Here is a 13891-nt window from a genome sequence, read left to right on the forward strand (position 1 = left end):
TCAGATCTCCTCGAGCTTGCGGGTCCGGCGGAACGCCAGGCCGGAGACGACGCCGATCACGACGAACACCACGATCGACAGGGCGCTGGCGAGCCCGTAGTCGGCACGGCCGCCCGAGACCCCGGAGATCTGGTAGATCGCGGAGATCAGGATGTCCGTCGAGCCCATCGGGGTGCTGGCCCCGGGGAACGCCGGGCCGCCGCCCGTGAGCATGTAGATGATCGTGAAGTTGTTGAAGTTGAAGGCGAACGACGCGATCGCGAGCGGGGCGGTCGACACGAGCAGCATCGGCAGCGTGATCGACCGGAACTGCCGCCAGCGCCCCGCGCCGTCGACCCGCGCGGCCTCCATGACGTCGCCCGGCAGCGCCTGCAGCGCGCCCGTGGTGACCAGGAACCAGTACGGGTAGCTGAGCCAGAGGTTGACCCAGAGGATCGCGGCCTTCGCCAGCCACGGGTCGGACAGCCAGCCGATGTCCGCGCCGAAGAAGAACCAGTCGTTGATGACGCCGAACTCGGAGTTGAGCATGCCGCGCCACAGCAGGGCGGACATGAACGCGGGGAACGCGTACGGGAGGATGAACAGCGTCCGCAGCACCTTGCGGCCGCGGATGCGCGGGTCGTTGTAGATGAGCGCGAACAGCAGGCCGAGCCCGAAGCTGGTGAGCACGGTGAGGATCGCGAACGCGAACGTCCAGACGGCCACCTTGAGCAGCGGCCCCGCGTAGCTCGCGTCGGTGAACGCCCGGACGAAGTTGTCGAACCCGACGTTGACGTACCAGCCGGCCGCCAGCCGCTCGCCGTCCTCCGTGACGAACTGGCCCCGGTCGCTCGGGCGGTAGACGGCGCCGGTCTCGGTGTCGGTGATCGTCTGCGCGTCGGCGTCCCAGACCAGGCTCGAGGTGTAGACCGCGGCGGTGGTGCCCTCGCGGGTGCGCAGCGAGCCGTCCTCGGCGTCGTCGGACACCGGGACGCGGAGCGCGACGACCTCGGCCTGCAGGTCCGCGTCGGCGTACAGCTGGGCCCGCGGCACGACCTCCCAGCCGGGCACCGCGACCGGCGTGCCGCGGTCGTCGACCTGCGCCCCGCCGACCGCGTCGAGCGGCTCGGAGGCCGTGCCGACGCGGACGGTGCCGTCGTCGTTCACCGCGAACCCGAGCGCGTCGCCGTCCCGCACCACCGCGAGCGGGTACTCGGGCGAGCCCTCGACCTGGCGCTCGTCCTGGATGAGCGCGGCGTCGACGGCCTGCTGCATGCTGCCCAGGTGGCCGGTGCCGTAGTTCGTGAAGGCGACGTAGCCCGTGTAGAGCAGCGTGAACATCTGGAACACGGCCAGGAACACCAGGCCGGGGAACAGGTACTTCAGCGGCAGGGCGCGGCGGGCGAAGTAGATCCAGTCGGCCGCGGCGAGCAGCACGACCAGCGCGGCGAGCACCACCCACGCGCCCGCCCGGTACGCCGACAGGATCGCCAGCACGCCGCCCGCGTTGACCACCATCATCAGCAGGAGCTTCACGGCGAAGCCCCAGCCGAGGCCGCGCCAGGCGCGGGCGTGCGACTCGCGGGGCGCCGGGTCGCCCGGCTCGCCGGACCGGTCGGGCGGGGTCCCGGGCGGGTGCTCGGCGGTGCTCGTGCCGACGGACATCGTTGCTCCTCGTGCGGGTGGTGGCGGGCGCGGGTCCCGGGGCGGGCGCGCGGCCCGGGGTGGTGCCGGTGGTGCGGGCGGGGCGCGCACGCCCCGCCCGCACCCGGGGGTCAGCCGATCGCGGACTCGACGCTGGTGACCATGGAGGTCCAGGTGCTGTCGGGGTCCTGGCCGGTGATCAGCGCGATCTGCGCGGCGTTCCAGAAGTCCCAGACGGCGCCCATCTCGGGGATGTTCGGCATCGGGACGCCGTTCTGCGCCGACGCGAGGAAGCCGGCGATGACCGGGTCGTCGCTGACCTGCTCCGCGACCGCGGTGAGCGCGGGGATGCGCGGGTCGGCGTCGTACAGCGCCTGCTGCGCCTCGTCGGTGGCGACGTAGTTCGCGAGGAAGTCGTTCGCCAGCAGCGCGTTGGACGACTGCGCCGACAGGTAGAAGCCCTGCACGCCCACGAACGGCGCCGCGGTGCCGCCGCCGGCCGACGGGATCGGGTTCACCGCGACCTCGACGCCCGCGTCCTGGTACGTCGGGATGGTCCACGGGCCCTGGATGATGAACGGCGACTGGCCGGTCGCGAACAGCTCGTTGCCGATGTCGTAGTCGACGGTGTCGGTGAAGTAGCCGGTGCCGGCGGAGCCGTTCGCGTGGATCCACCGGGCGTAGGCCAGGCCGGCGTCGCCGCCCATGCCGACCTCGGAGGTGTAGGAGCCGTCCTCGTCCTGGACGAACACCGGGGCGCCGAACGACGTCTGGAAGGCGTACGAGGTGTACATGTCGCCCTCGGCGCCGTTCGTGTAGAGGATGAACGGCCGGTCCCCGAACCCGGCGTCGGTCGCCATCTGGATCATCTCGTCGAACGTCTGCGGGGCGGTGTCGCCCACCAGCGCGGTGTTCTGGATCAGCGCGACCGACTCCTGCGCGTACGGCAGCGCGTACAGCTGGCCGTCGTAGGTGAAGGCGTCGAGCGTGACCTGCTCGAAGTCGTCGGCGCGCGAGCCGAGGCTGATGGTGTCGACGACGCCGGACTCGACGAACTCGCCCAGCCAGTCGTGCGCGCCGACGGTGATGTCCGGGCCCTCGCCCGTCGGGACCTGGGCGAGGAAGTCGGCCCGGAGGTCCTCGAAGTTCTTCTGCACGACCGTGACGGTCGCGCCGCTGTCCGCCTCGAAGTCGGCGGCGGCGTTCTTGATCGCCTCGGCGCGCTCGGCGTCCGACCAGATCACGAGCTCGCCGCCCGAGCCGGCGGCGGGGGCGCCGCCGTCGGCCGTCGTGGCGGGGGCGGGGTCGCCGCTGCACGCGGCGAGGAGGGCCACGGTCGCCGCTGCGGCGACGCCGGCTGCGAAGTGCCTGCGCATGTGTCGTCCTTTCCGGGAGGGCCGCCGCTCGCGCGTCGATCGCGTCGTTGCGACCCGTGGTGGGTGCGGGGGCGCTCGGTGCGCCCCCGCGGTACTGGCTGCCGTCCGCCCCGGCCGCCGGAGGGGTCCGGCGCGGCGGGCGGGCAGCCGCGGTCGTGCGGTCAGCGACCACCCCCCTGCGGGCGCGCGGTGGTGCGCAGCACCGCCACCTCGCCCGCGCCGACCTCGTACGACTCCCCGGCGTCGGTGCCGGAGAGCAGCTCGGTCCCGGGCACCGCGAGGGTGACCGGCTCGTCGCGGTGGTTCACCGCGACCACGTAGTCGTGCGCGTCGCCGCGCCGGACCGTGACCTCGACACCCTCGGGCAGCCCCGTGGGCGCGATCCCGGCGTCCGCGTACACCGCCGCGAGCACCGGGGCGAGCGCCTCGACGCCCAGCCGCGTGCTGACGTACCAGCCGGCGCCGGCGCCGTGCGCGTGCCGGGTGATCGCGGGCAGGCCGTCCGCCGGGCCGCCGCGGTACGTCCCGCGGACCTCGGCGCCGTCCAGCGCGAGGTGCTCGCTCCACGCCGCGGTCGGGATCGTCGCGCCGTCCAGGTCGACCGTGACCTCGTGCTGCGGCCGGACCGGGAGGAACTCCTCGACGGTCAGGCCGAGCGCGGTGCGCAGCGGGGCGCCGAAGCCGCCCTCGTGCACCGCGTCGTGCTCGTCGACGACGCCGGCGAAGCAGGACACCAGCAGCGTGCCGCCCTGGGCGACGTAGTCCGCGAGGTTCTTGCCGGCCGCCTGGGTGACCAGGTACGACGACGGGGCGACCACCAGGCGGTAGCCGGACAGGTCGTCCTCGGGGTGGGCGAAGTCGACGGTCACGCCGTCCCGCCACAGCCGCTCGTAGTAGGCGCGGACGCGCTCGCGGAAGCCGAGCTCGTCCGACGGCCGCCACTCGAGGTCCTGCGCCCAGAGCGACTCCCAGTCGTAGAGCACGGCGACGTCCGCCTCGACCCGCGAGCCCCGCACCTCGTCCAGCCGGCCGAGCTTCGCGCCCAGGTCGACGACCTCGCGGAACACCCGGGACCCGGTGCCGGCGTGCGGCAGCATCGCCGAGTGGAACTTCTCCGCGCCCGAGCGGGAGGCCCGCCACTGGAAGAACAGGATGCCGTCGGCGCCGCGGCCCAGGTGCGTGAACGCGTTGCGGTGCATCTCCCCCGGCCGCTTGGCGATGTTGTGGCCCTGCCAGTTCACCGCCGACGTCGAGTGCTCCATGAGGATCCACGGCTTGCCGCGCGCGACCGACCGGGTCAGGTCCGCCGACAGCGCGAGGCCGACGTGCGCGTCCTCGTCCGGGGACCACAGGTAGTGGTCGTCGGACACCACGTCGACCTCGCGGGCCCAGCGCCACAGGTCGGTGTTGTACGACTGGTGCGCCATGAAGTTCGTGGTCACCGGCTGGGCGGCGTGCTCCCGGATCGCGTCCCGCTCGGCGCGGAAGCACGCGCGCAGCTGCTCGTCGGTGAACCGGGCGAAGTCGAGCCGCTGCGCCGGGTTGGGCGTCGAGGCCGTCGCGGCCGGCGCGCCGACGTGCTCCCACTCCCCGTAGACCTGGCCCCAGAACGCGGTGCCCCACGCGGCGTTCAGCCCGTCGAGGGTGCCGTACCGGGCGCGCAGCCAGTCGCGGAACGCCGCGACCGACGCCGGGGAGAAGTCCTCGCCCACCGGGGCGCCGTACTCGTTGTGCACGTGCCACATCACGACGGCCGGGTGGTCCGCGTACCGGCGGGCGAGCTCGCCCGCGATCCGGGCCGCGGCGGCGCGGTACTGCGGCGACGACGGCGAGACCATGCCGCGCGAGCCCGGGCCGAGCGCGGTGCCGTCGCGGGTGACGACGCGCGCCTCCGGGTAGGTCGCGTAGAACCAGGCCGGCGGCGCGGCGGTGGGGGTGCCCAGGTCGACCGCGATGCCGTTCGCGTGCAGCAGGTCGATCACGTCGTCGAGCCAGCCGAAGTCGTACTCCCCCTCGCGCGGCTCGAGCAGCGCCCAGGAGAAGATGCCGACGCTCACGAGGGTGACCCCGGCCTCGCGCATCAGCGCGACGTCCTCGTCCCAGACGTGGCGCGGCCACTGCTCCGGGTTGTAGTCGCCGCCGTAGGAGATCCCCCGCGTCGGCCAGCCGAACTCCGTCATCCCGCTCCTGCTCCTTCACGTCGCTGTGCACGGTCACAGTAGGCACAGGGGGCTGGCGTGGCCCAGGGGCGGGCGCGCTCCGTCACGGAACTGTGACCGTGCACGGACCAGGCACCGGCGTGGCCGATCCCGGTCCCGGCGTCGCCGCCACGGGCCGCGGGCCCCGAGCGCCGCGAGCGCCGCGCTAGCGTGCCCGGCATGGAGGTCGCCGTCGTCGTCACCGCCCACGACCAGCACGAGCAGGTCGCCGAGGCCGTCGCCTCGGTCCGCTCCCAGACCGCGCCGCCCGTGGAGCTGGTGGTCGTCGACGACGGGTCGGCCGACGCCGCGTCGCTGGCGGTGCTCGACCGGCTGCGTGCCGACGGGGTGCGGGTGCTGCGCCAGGAGAACGCCGGGGTGAGCGCCGCGCGCAACGCGGGGATCGCCGCGACCGGGGCCCCGCTGGTGCTCGTGCTCGACGGCGACGACCGCCTGGCGCCCGAGTTCCTGGCGCGGGTCGCGCCGCTGCTGGCGGACCCGGACGTCGTCGCGGCGTCGTCCTGGCTGGAGCTGTTCGGCGTCGCGTCCGGGGTGGTGCGACCGGGCGGCGGGGCGCTGGTCGACTTCCTGCACCGCAACGCCTGCCCCGGGTCGGCCGTGCTGCGGCGCGCGGCGTGGGAGCGGGCCGGCGGGTACGACGCGGCGATGCGCTCCGGGTTCGAGGACTGGGACCTCTACCTCGGGATGCTCGCGGGCGGCGGGCGGGTCGCGATCGCGCCGGAGCCGCTGCTCGGGTACCGGACCGCGCCCGCCTCGGCGAACGTGCGGAGCATGATCCAGCGGCTCGCGCTGCTCCGCGGGATCGTCGACAAGCACCGCGCCGCCTACCAGGCGCACCTGGCGGACGTGCTCGTGGCGCAGGAGGCGACCGCGGTGCGGCGGCTCGGCGACTGGGAGGCGCTGGTGTCGGCCGACCCGGCGCTGCCGCTCGCGGAGCCGACGTTCGGCGACGGCGGGATGGCGGCGCACGTGCGGGTGGCGACGGCCCGCGCGGCGGCGGGGGCCGGGGCCGCGCGCGGGGGCGCGAGGGCCTGAGCCCGGCGGGGCGGGGCGGCCGCTCGCAGCCGGGGCGGCACCGAGTGGGCAGAGAACCGGTCGAGTGAGTACCCGGCGGGTACTCGCTCGACGGGTTTCTTGCACAGTCGCGGGCGGGCGGCTGAGCCCGGGCGGGGGCCGGCGGCCCCGGCGCTAGCCGCGGGTGTACGAGGCCAGCGTGGCGAGGGTCAGCGCCACCGCGTCCTCGGCGAACGCGCCGCGGTAGTCCGGCCCGCGCTCGGCGGCCCAGGCGCGCCACGCGGCGCCGCCCCAGGTGCCCGCGGCCGAGAACAGCGCCGCCGTGGCCGCCGGGAGCACGACCGAGCGCCCGCGCTGCCGGGCCAGGGCCACGCCGCCCAGAGCCGCCGCGACCGCCCGGCTCTGCGGGCCGGGCGGGTTCAGCCGGCTGGGGGTGCTGGGCAGCTTGTCGCCGGTCAGCTCCGCCACGACGCCCAGCCGCGCGCCGAGCCGCTTGAACCCGCCGCTCCCGGGGTCGGCCAGGGTCGGGGCCGCGAGCGCCAGCGACGCCCGTCTGCCCGCGGCGACGCCGAGGACGGCGCTGCGCAGCAGCAGCCCGGCGGCGGTCCCGCGGTGCCGGGGCTGCGGGAGCGCCACCGTCGGGTCGCCGGGCACGGGGCCCGGGCCGGCGCGGTGGTGGGTGCGGTGCACGGTGCGGTCGTGTCGTCGTCCCATCCACCGACGGTCCCGTGCCCCGCGCCGGTCGGCAACCGCTGGGCTGCCGGACGCGCGCCCGCCCGCGGGCCCGGGCGCGGGCTGGACGCACCGCGGGCGGGGAGCCGTCCCTCCCGGCTCCCCGCCCGCGTCAGGGCTGCAGCGCCCCCTGCGCGCCCGGCCGCCCTCCGCGGCCGGGCGCGTCGCCGGTCACCCGGCGAGATCGAGCGAGCCCTCGTCGACCGCGACGACGCTCCACACCGAGCCGTCCGCGTCGGAGAGCTCGTAGGCCGGCACGAGCAGCGCGGCGCCGTCCGCGCCGGTCACCTGGGTCAGGCCGAGCCGCGCGCCGGTGATCGTCACCTGCTGCACGGGCCACGGGATGGCCGCGCCGGGCGTGGCGGTCGGCGGCACCGTCGGGTCGGCCGACGCGGCGGACGCGTCGCCCGCGTCGTCCGTCGCCTCGGCCCGCGCCAGCGGCATGACGCCGCCGTAGCCCGAGCCGAACCGCGGGTCGTTCAGCCGCTCGACGGCGGTCGCCGCGCCCACGACCGGGTACTCCCCCAGGTCGACGAGCGGGGCGAGCGAGCCGTACAGCGACTGCACGCCGTCGGCGACCAGCGTCACCGACCAGGTCAGGCCGGTCTGCTGCCCGTCGACCACCTGGTACGCCGTGACCGACGACGAGCGCGCGTCGCCCGTGTCCACGACCTCGTACTGGAAGCCGTCCGGGTCGACCCCGAGCGACCCGAGCAGGTCGCGCACCTCGGAGGTCGCGGCGTCGCCCGCCGGGGCGGGGCCGGCGGTCGACTCGCACGAGGGGCCGACGACCGTCGGCAGCGCGGGATCGACCAGGGACGGGTCGAGGGTCGCGGGCTCCGGGGTCGGCTCGCCCGGGGCCAGGCCCTCGACCGCCGCCCCCGCGGAGCCGTCCGACGTCGCGGCGCCGTCCGGCTGGTCCGGCGCCGACGCGGTGCAGGCCCACGGGTCGCGCGTCGGGTCGTAGTAGCTCAGGCCGGCTGTGCCGTCGGGCTGCAGCGACACCGTGGGCCCCGAGCCGTCCTGCGGCCCGACGGTCCACGCGCCGTACTGCTGGACCGGGTCGCCGGCGACGCCCAGGACGCCGGCCACGCGCGCCGCCGTCTCCGCCGAGAACACCGACGCGGCGTCGAACGCCCACGCGTGCCCCGATCCCGCGTCGTCGGCGAGGCCCGACGCGGTGAACACCGCGCGCCCGCCGAACCAGGGGGCGATCCGCATGTCGGCCGTGGACGCCGCGCCCGACATCGCCGTCGCGGCCTCGGGGGCGGCGCCCTGCAGCGTGATCGGCGGGGCGGCGGTGACCGCGTCCCCGCCGCCGCCCGTCGCGCCGACGGCGTAGCCGCCCGCGCCGGCGACCACGGCGGCGGCCGCGGCCACCGCGGCGACCTGCAGCCAGCGCGAGCGGCGCCGCGGGGCCAGCGGCACGACCACGCCCGCGCCGTCGTCGCCCGGTGCGGCGTCCGGGGCACCGGCGTCGGGGGCGCCGGCGTCGGCGGCGGTGCGGCGGGCCACCTCGGCGCGCAGCGCGCCGGCGTCGAGCCGGGCGTCGGCGGCGGGGTCGGCGGCGCGCAGCCGCGCCAGGGCCTCGTCGTCCCGGCGGCCCGCGGCGTCGGCCGGGTCGGGGTGCTGGTCGCGGTGCTCGTCCACGGTGGTCTCCTCGGGTCCGTGCGCCCCCGCCGCTCCGGCGCGGGGCGCGTCCACCCCCTCTGTGTCCCGGGCCCGCCCGGCCTTGCACCGGCGGCGGTCAGTCCGCCGACCACACCTCGCGGAGCCGGGAGCGGGCGCGGGACAGCGCGGCGTCCGCCCCGCCGCGGGACACCCCGAGCACGAGGGCGAGGTCGTCGCCCGACAGCCCCTCCCACGCGGTGAGCAGCAGCACCTGCCGGTCGCGGGCGCTCAGCCGAGCCAGTGCCTCGCGCACCCGCTCGTCGCGCACGGCGAGCACCGCGGGGTCGTCGGGGTCGGGCTCGTCGGGCAGCGTCTCCACCGGGACCGGGCGCGCCTTGCGGCGGTGGTTGGCGAGCACGAAGCCCGCGGTGCGGTAGAGCCAGGGCAGCTCGTGCCCGTCGGGCACCTCGGCGCGCCGGCGCCAGGCCACGGTCAGCACGTCGGCCGCCAGGTCCTCCGCGTCGTCGGCCGCGCCGCGACGCAGCAGGTACCGGTGCACGGCGGTCGCGTGCCGGGCGAACAGGTCCTCGAACCAGGGCTCGTCGCGGGGCGCGGCGGGGGCGCCGGCGGCCGGGGCCGCGGCGGCGGCTGCGGGCCCGTCGGGCCCGGCGAGGTCGTCCGTCCCGGCGACGGCGTCCGGGCCCTCGCCGGCGTCCGTCCCGGCGGCCGGCTGCTGAGCGCTGTGCACGCGTTCCCCTCGCGTCGGTGGCGGGGCGCGCGCAGGGGCGCGCCTGTGCCCCCACTGTGTCGCGTCGGGACCGGTCCTTGCACCGTCCGCGCGGACGAGTTCGCGGCGCCCCGGCTCAGCGCGGCGCGGGCCCCACCGGCGAGATGCCCAGCTCGTGCACCAGCAGCAGGAACGCCCGGCCGTAGGGCGTCTCCCCCGTCTCCGCCCGGACCCGCTCCCAGTCGATCTGCTCCCGCAGCGCCCGGACCATCGCGATCATCCGCGTGAAGTCGCAGTAGTGCTCTCCGAGCACGCGCATCTTCGCCGAGATGATGTCGGTGGCGTCGAGCACCGGCATCCGGACCGCCAGCACCTCCATCACGTCCGAGCGGGCGAGCATCTCGTGCGTGATCGGCTCCCCGACCATCCGGAACAGGATGTCGACCAGCGCGCCGTGGTGGAACGCCTTGAACAGCCAGTTCTCCGCCGGGTCCTGCACGTCGAGGCCCGCCGCCGCGAGCGCGGCCTTGGCCTGCGGCACGTCGTCCTCGGAGATCGCGAAGTCCGCGTCGTGGTCCGGCTCCGGGGCGCCGCGTGCCCACGCGGCGTACCCGCCGACCAGGGCGAACGGGATGCCCGCCTCCTCGAGCGCGACGGCCGCCATCCGCAGGGCGTCCTGCAGCGCGGTGCGCGGGTCGGGCGGGTCCGCGGCGCCGGGGCCCACCCCGGCACCCACGGCGGCCGCGGTGGCGGCGTCGGAGGTCATGCCCCCGGAGTCTGCACGACGACGCGCGCGTCCGCAGGACGACGGGAAGAATCGCGGACGTGCGACTCGCGACGTTCAACATCCTGCACGGGCGCGGCCTCACGGACGGCAAGGTGGACCTCGACCGGTTCGCCTCGGCCGTGCGGGGGCTCGACGCCGAGGTCCTGGCGCTCCAGGAGGTCGACCGGGACCAGCCCCGGTCGCACCAGGCCGACCTGACGGCGGTCGCCGCGGAGGCGATGGGCGCGCAGGCCCACCGGTTCGTGGCCACCCTGCACGGGCACCCCGGCACCTGGACCGCCGCCACCGGCGAGGACCAGCCGTCGATCGCCGCCTACGGCATCGCGCTGCTCAGCCGGCACCCCGTCAGCGCGTGGCGGGTGCTGACCCTGCCGACGCTGCGCCGCCGGGTGCCGATGGTGCACCGCGGGAACCGGCGGCCGTCGCTGGTGCAGGACGAGCAGCGCGCCGCGCTCGCCGCGGTCGTCGAGACCCCGGACGGCCCGATCACCGTCGTCGCGACCCACCTGACCTTCATCACCGCCTGGAACGTCGTCCAGCTGCGGCACCTCGTGCGCGCGTGCCGGGCGCTGCCGCGGCCGCTGGCCGTCACCGGCGACCTCAACCTCGAGGGGACGACGCCGGCGCGGGTCTCGGGCTGGCGCTCGGTCGGCCGGGTCGACACGTTCCCCGTCGCGGTGCCGGACCGGCAGATCGACCACGTGCTGCTCGACGGGCCGGTGGTGCCGTCCAGCGAGCCGGTGGCGGTCGACACGGGCATGTCGGACCACCGCGCGCTGGTGGTGGACCTGGCGCTGGGCGAGGGCCGCCCGCGCTGACCCGGCGGGGTCGAGCCGGGGGCCGGGCGCCGTGCGGCGGAGGGGTCAGTCGGCCTCGGGGTCGACCAGGAACCAGACGGTCTTGCCCTCGGCGCCGTGCTCGTCCACGCCCCAGGTGCGCGACAGCGCCTCGACCAGGGCCATGCCGCGCCCGCTGACCGCGGTCGGGGCGGGGTGCTGCACCTGCGGGCGCGCGGGGCTCTCGTCCGTCACCGCGACGCGCACGCCGCGGTGGTCGATCCGCACCGCCACGCGGACGCGCCCGTGCTCGGGCCCGTGCACGACGGCGTTGGCCACGACCTCGCCGGTCAGCAGCTCGATCACCTGGTTCGCCGACCCCGCGACGCCCGACGCGGCCACCCGGTGCATGATCCAGTGCCGCGCCGCGCGCGGGGCCGACCGACGGGCGTCGAGGACCAGCTCGTCGTGCTCCGCGCGCGCGTCAGCACGCCTCGCACCCGGCGCCGAACGAAGGTCCCTGACGTCACCCACCCGCCTACTGTGCCCGACGCCGCGCGTCTCCGCTGACCGAACGACACGCCGGGTAGGGGTCTCCACCCCCTCGCGGGGGTGCCGGTCGGGCGTCCGCGGTCGTACTGTCGCAGGGCACGGCGGGCGTCGGACGGGGCTTCCGGGGGCGGCGCCGATCCCCGAGCCGCAGGGAGGTCCCGTGCCCGCCGACGACGCCGACCGCGCGCCCGCGGGCCTGGTGCTGCGCTCCGCAGCGGGCCGCGGGACGCTGCTCGCGACCGTGCTGGGCTCCGCGCTCGTCTTCCTCGACGGCACCGTCGTCGGCATCGCCCTGCCGGCCATCGCCGACGACCTCGGCGCCACCACCGCCGGCCTGCAGTGGACCGTCAACGGCTACGCGCTCACGCTCGCGGCGCTGCTGCTGCTCGGCGGGTCGCTGGGCGACCGGTTCGGGCGGCGGCGGGTGTTCCTCATCGGCACGGTCGCGTTCGCCGCGGCGTCGGTGCTGTGCGCCGTCGCGCCGACGGTGGGCCTGCTCGTCGCGGCCCGCGCGCTGCAGGGCGTCGGCGGCGCGCTGCTGACCCCGGGGTCGCTGGCGATCCTGCAGGCGACGGTCCGGGCCGGCGACCGCGCGAAGGCCATCGGCGCCTGGTCGGGGCTCAGCGGCGCGGCCGGCGCCGTCGCGCCCTTCCTGGGCGGCTGGATCGTCGAGCAGGTCGGCTGGCGCTGGGTGTTCGGCATCAACATCCCGCTCGCAGCGCTGGTGGTCGTCGTGGCCGTGCGGTTCGTGCCGGAGTCCGCCGACCCGGAGGCCTCGGGCCGCCTCGACGTGCTCGGCACCGTGCTCGCGGGGATCGGGCTCGGCGCGCTGACCTGGTCCCTGACTGCCTGGTCCGAGGCGGGCACGCCGACGACGCCGGTGGTGGCGGTGGGCGGGCTCGGTCTGCTCGCCCTCGCCGGGTTCCTGGTCGCCGAGGCGCGCTCCGACCACCCGGCGCTGCCGCTGCGGCTGTTCCGGTGGCGGCCGTTCGCCGCGGTGAACCTCGCGACGCTGCTGGTCTACGCGGCGCTCACCGGCATCTTCTTCTTCCTCCCGGTGACGCTCCAGGTCGTCACGGGCTGGTCGCCGCTCGCCGCGGGGATCGCCTCGCTCCCCGTCACGCTGCTCATGCTGCTGCTGTCGGCGCAGGGCGGTGCGCTGGGCGCCCGGATCGGCCCGCGCATCCCCATGACGGTGGGCCCGCTGCTCGCCGGGGCGGGTGCGGTGCTGCTCGGCGGCATCGGGCCGGACGCGCACTACCTGCTCGACGTGCTGCCCGGCGTCCTGCTGGTGGGCGCCGGGCTGGTGCTCACGGTCGCGCCGCTGACCGCCACCGCGCTCGCCGCGGCGCCCGACCACCTGGCCGGGGTGGCGTCCGCGACCAACAACGCCGTCGCCCGGGTCGCCGGCCTGCTCGCGGTCGCGGTGCTGCCGCTGGTGGCCGGTGTCGGGGCGGGGCTGTCCGACCCGGAGGTGCTGGCCGACGCGCACCCCGTCGCGATGCTCACCTGCGCGGGGCTGATGGCGGCCGGGGCGGTGGTGTCGGCGATCGCGATCCCGGGCTCGGCGGCGGAGGTGGCGCCGCCGGCGGGCGTCGAGGTGCCGGGGACGGCTGACTCGGGTGGATCGGCGGGCTCCTCGGCGGGGGCGGGCTCCTCGGCGGGGGCGGGCTCTGCGGGCTCCTCGGGCTCCTCGGCGGGGGCGGGCTCCGCGGCGGCGGCGGGCCCCTCGGCGGCAGGCCCCTCGGGCTCCGCGGACTCCTCGGGGTCGGCGGCATCGCCGGGTCCGGCGGGCTCCGCGGGGTTCGCGGAGACACCGGAACCGGCGGGCTCCGCGGGGTTGGCAGGGTCGAGGCCGGGATCAGCGGAGCTGCCGGGACGGCCGGGGCCGGGTGGGTCGCCCGGCTCGGAGGAGCCGCCGGGCGCACCGGCGGGACCGCTCGGCGGAGACACCCGCGGCTGACCGCGCCGAGGCTGACGGTGCCGGGGCGGCCGCGCCCCGGGGATCGCCGTACCCGGGGTCGCCGTACCCGGGGCCGCCGTAACCGGGGGCCGCCGTAACCGGGGGCGGCGTGCTCGGGTGCCGTTCGTCGTCCCGGTGCCGAGTCCTCCACAGGCGGGTTGTCGTGCTCCGTCCCCAGGCCGGGGCTCGTCGCCCGGGTCGTGTGGGTGGGCGTCGGTAGGGTCGTTTCATGGCATCTGACCTGCAGGAACACCCGGACGGTGACGTGGTCGCCGCCCCGGTGCTGCCGGTCTACGCGCCGGACGGGACGTGCCTGACGGACTTCGGCCCGGACCCGGTGGTGGCGGCCGGGCGGGCGCCTCGGACCAGTGAGCAGCGGCAGGTCGAGGCGATCGCGTCCTGCCCGCCCGGCCCGGTGCTGGACGCGTGGTTGCGGGGGCTGGACCAGCGGGTGGTGTCCCCGACGGTGCTGGTGGAGGTGGTCGCGGCGATCGACCGGATGGAGTCGCAC

12 protein-coding genes are annotated in these 13891 nt (G+C 76.8%); 4 read left to right on the plus strand and 8 right to left on the minus strand.

Features of this window, described 5'->3' with window-relative positions; translation table 11 throughout:
• The 3 genes from VER05_RS08980 to VER05_RS08990 all read right to left on the minus strand — a co-directional run bounded on the left by VER05_RS08980 (nucleotide 1) and on the right by VER05_RS08990 (nucleotide 5179).
• A complete protein-coding gene (locus VER05_RS08980) occupies nucleotides 1-1644 on the minus strand; it encodes an ABC transporter permease subunit (RefSeq protein WP_324845022.1) in 1644 nt (547 codons plus the stop codon).
• Nucleotides 1645-1754: 110 nt separating this feature from the next.
• Complete coding sequence (locus tag VER05_RS08985; protein ID WP_324845023.1) at nucleotides 1755-2999, minus strand: maltose ABC transporter substrate-binding protein; 1245 nt, start codon at nucleotides 2997-2999, stop codon at nucleotides 1755-1757.
• Between the two features lie 161 nt (nucleotides 3000-3160).
• The gene (locus tag VER05_RS08990) at nucleotides 3161-5179 is read right to left on the minus strand and encodes a beta-galactosidase (RefSeq protein WP_324845024.1); all 2019 of its coding nucleotides are present in this window, start codon (nucleotides 5177-5179) and stop codon (nucleotides 3161-3163) included.
• 198 nt (nucleotides 5180-5377) lie between these two features.
• On the opposite strand from VER05_RS08990, the gene VER05_RS08995 reads away from it, so the two are divergent.
• Nucleotides 5378-6253, plus strand: coding sequence for a glycosyltransferase family A protein (locus VER05_RS08995; protein ID WP_324845025.1), 876 nt, complete (start codon nucleotides 5378-5380; stop codon nucleotides 6251-6253).
• A 153-nt stretch (nucleotides 6254-6406) separates the two neighbouring features.
• On the opposite strand, the gene VER05_RS09000 is transcribed toward VER05_RS08995, so the two are convergent.
• The 4 genes from VER05_RS09000 to VER05_RS09015 form a co-directional block, all read right to left on the minus strand.
• The gene (locus VER05_RS09000; protein WP_324845026.1) at nucleotides 6407-6946 is read right to left on the minus strand and encodes a hypothetical protein; all 540 of its coding nucleotides are present in this window, start codon (nucleotides 6944-6946) and stop codon (nucleotides 6407-6409) included.
• Between the two features lie 189 nt (nucleotides 6947-7135).
• Nucleotides 7136-8614 carry a hypothetical protein gene (locus VER05_RS09005; RefSeq protein WP_324845027.1) on the minus strand — a complete coding sequence of 493 codons (1479 nt, stop codon included), beginning with the start codon at nucleotides 8612-8614 and terminating at the stop codon, nucleotides 7136-7138.
• A 97-nt stretch (nucleotides 8615-8711) separates the two neighbouring features.
• Entirely contained in the window at nucleotides 8712-9323 is a 612-nt protein-coding gene (locus tag VER05_RS09010) for an RNA polymerase sigma factor (RefSeq protein WP_414647594.1), read from the minus strand.
• Between the two features lie 115 nt (nucleotides 9324-9438).
• Nucleotides 9439-10068 (minus strand): nucleotidyltransferase family protein, encoded by a 630-nt coding sequence (locus tag VER05_RS09015; protein WP_324845028.1) that lies wholly within the window; start codon nucleotides 10066-10068, stop codon nucleotides 9439-9441.
• A 59-nt stretch (nucleotides 10069-10127) separates the two neighbouring features.
• Here VER05_RS09015 and VER05_RS09020 point away from each other — a divergent pair, with 59 nt between their 5' ends.
• The gene (locus tag VER05_RS09020) at nucleotides 10128-10907 is read left to right on the plus strand and encodes an endonuclease/exonuclease/phosphatase family protein (RefSeq protein WP_324845029.1); all 780 of its coding nucleotides are present in this window, start codon (nucleotides 10128-10130) and stop codon (nucleotides 10905-10907) included.
• A gap of 45 nt (nucleotides 10908-10952) precedes the next feature.
• Here the strand turns inward: VER05_RS09020 and VER05_RS09025 are convergent, their stop codons facing one another.
• Nucleotides 10953-11399: an ATP-binding protein gene (locus tag VER05_RS09025; RefSeq protein WP_324845030.1), complete on the minus strand. Its 447-nt coding sequence runs from the start codon at nucleotides 11397-11399 to the stop codon at nucleotides 10953-10955.
• Between the two features lie 178 nt (nucleotides 11400-11577).
• Between VER05_RS09025 and VER05_RS09030 the strand changes: the two genes are divergently transcribed.
• Nucleotides 11578-13380: a DHA2 family efflux MFS transporter permease subunit gene (locus VER05_RS09030; RefSeq protein ID WP_324845031.1), complete on the plus strand. Its 1803-nt coding sequence runs from the start codon at nucleotides 11578-11580 to the stop codon at nucleotides 13378-13380.
• Nucleotides 13381-13609: 229 nt separating this feature from the next.
• Nucleotides 13610-13891: hypothetical protein (locus tag VER05_RS09035; protein WP_324845032.1), on the plus strand; the 282-nt coding region annotated here is incomplete at its 3' end.

Source organism: Cellulomonas sp. (genome assembly GCF_035634735.1).
Taxonomy (GTDB): Bacteria; Actinomycetota; Actinomycetes; order Actinomycetales; family Cellulomonadaceae; genus Cellulomonas.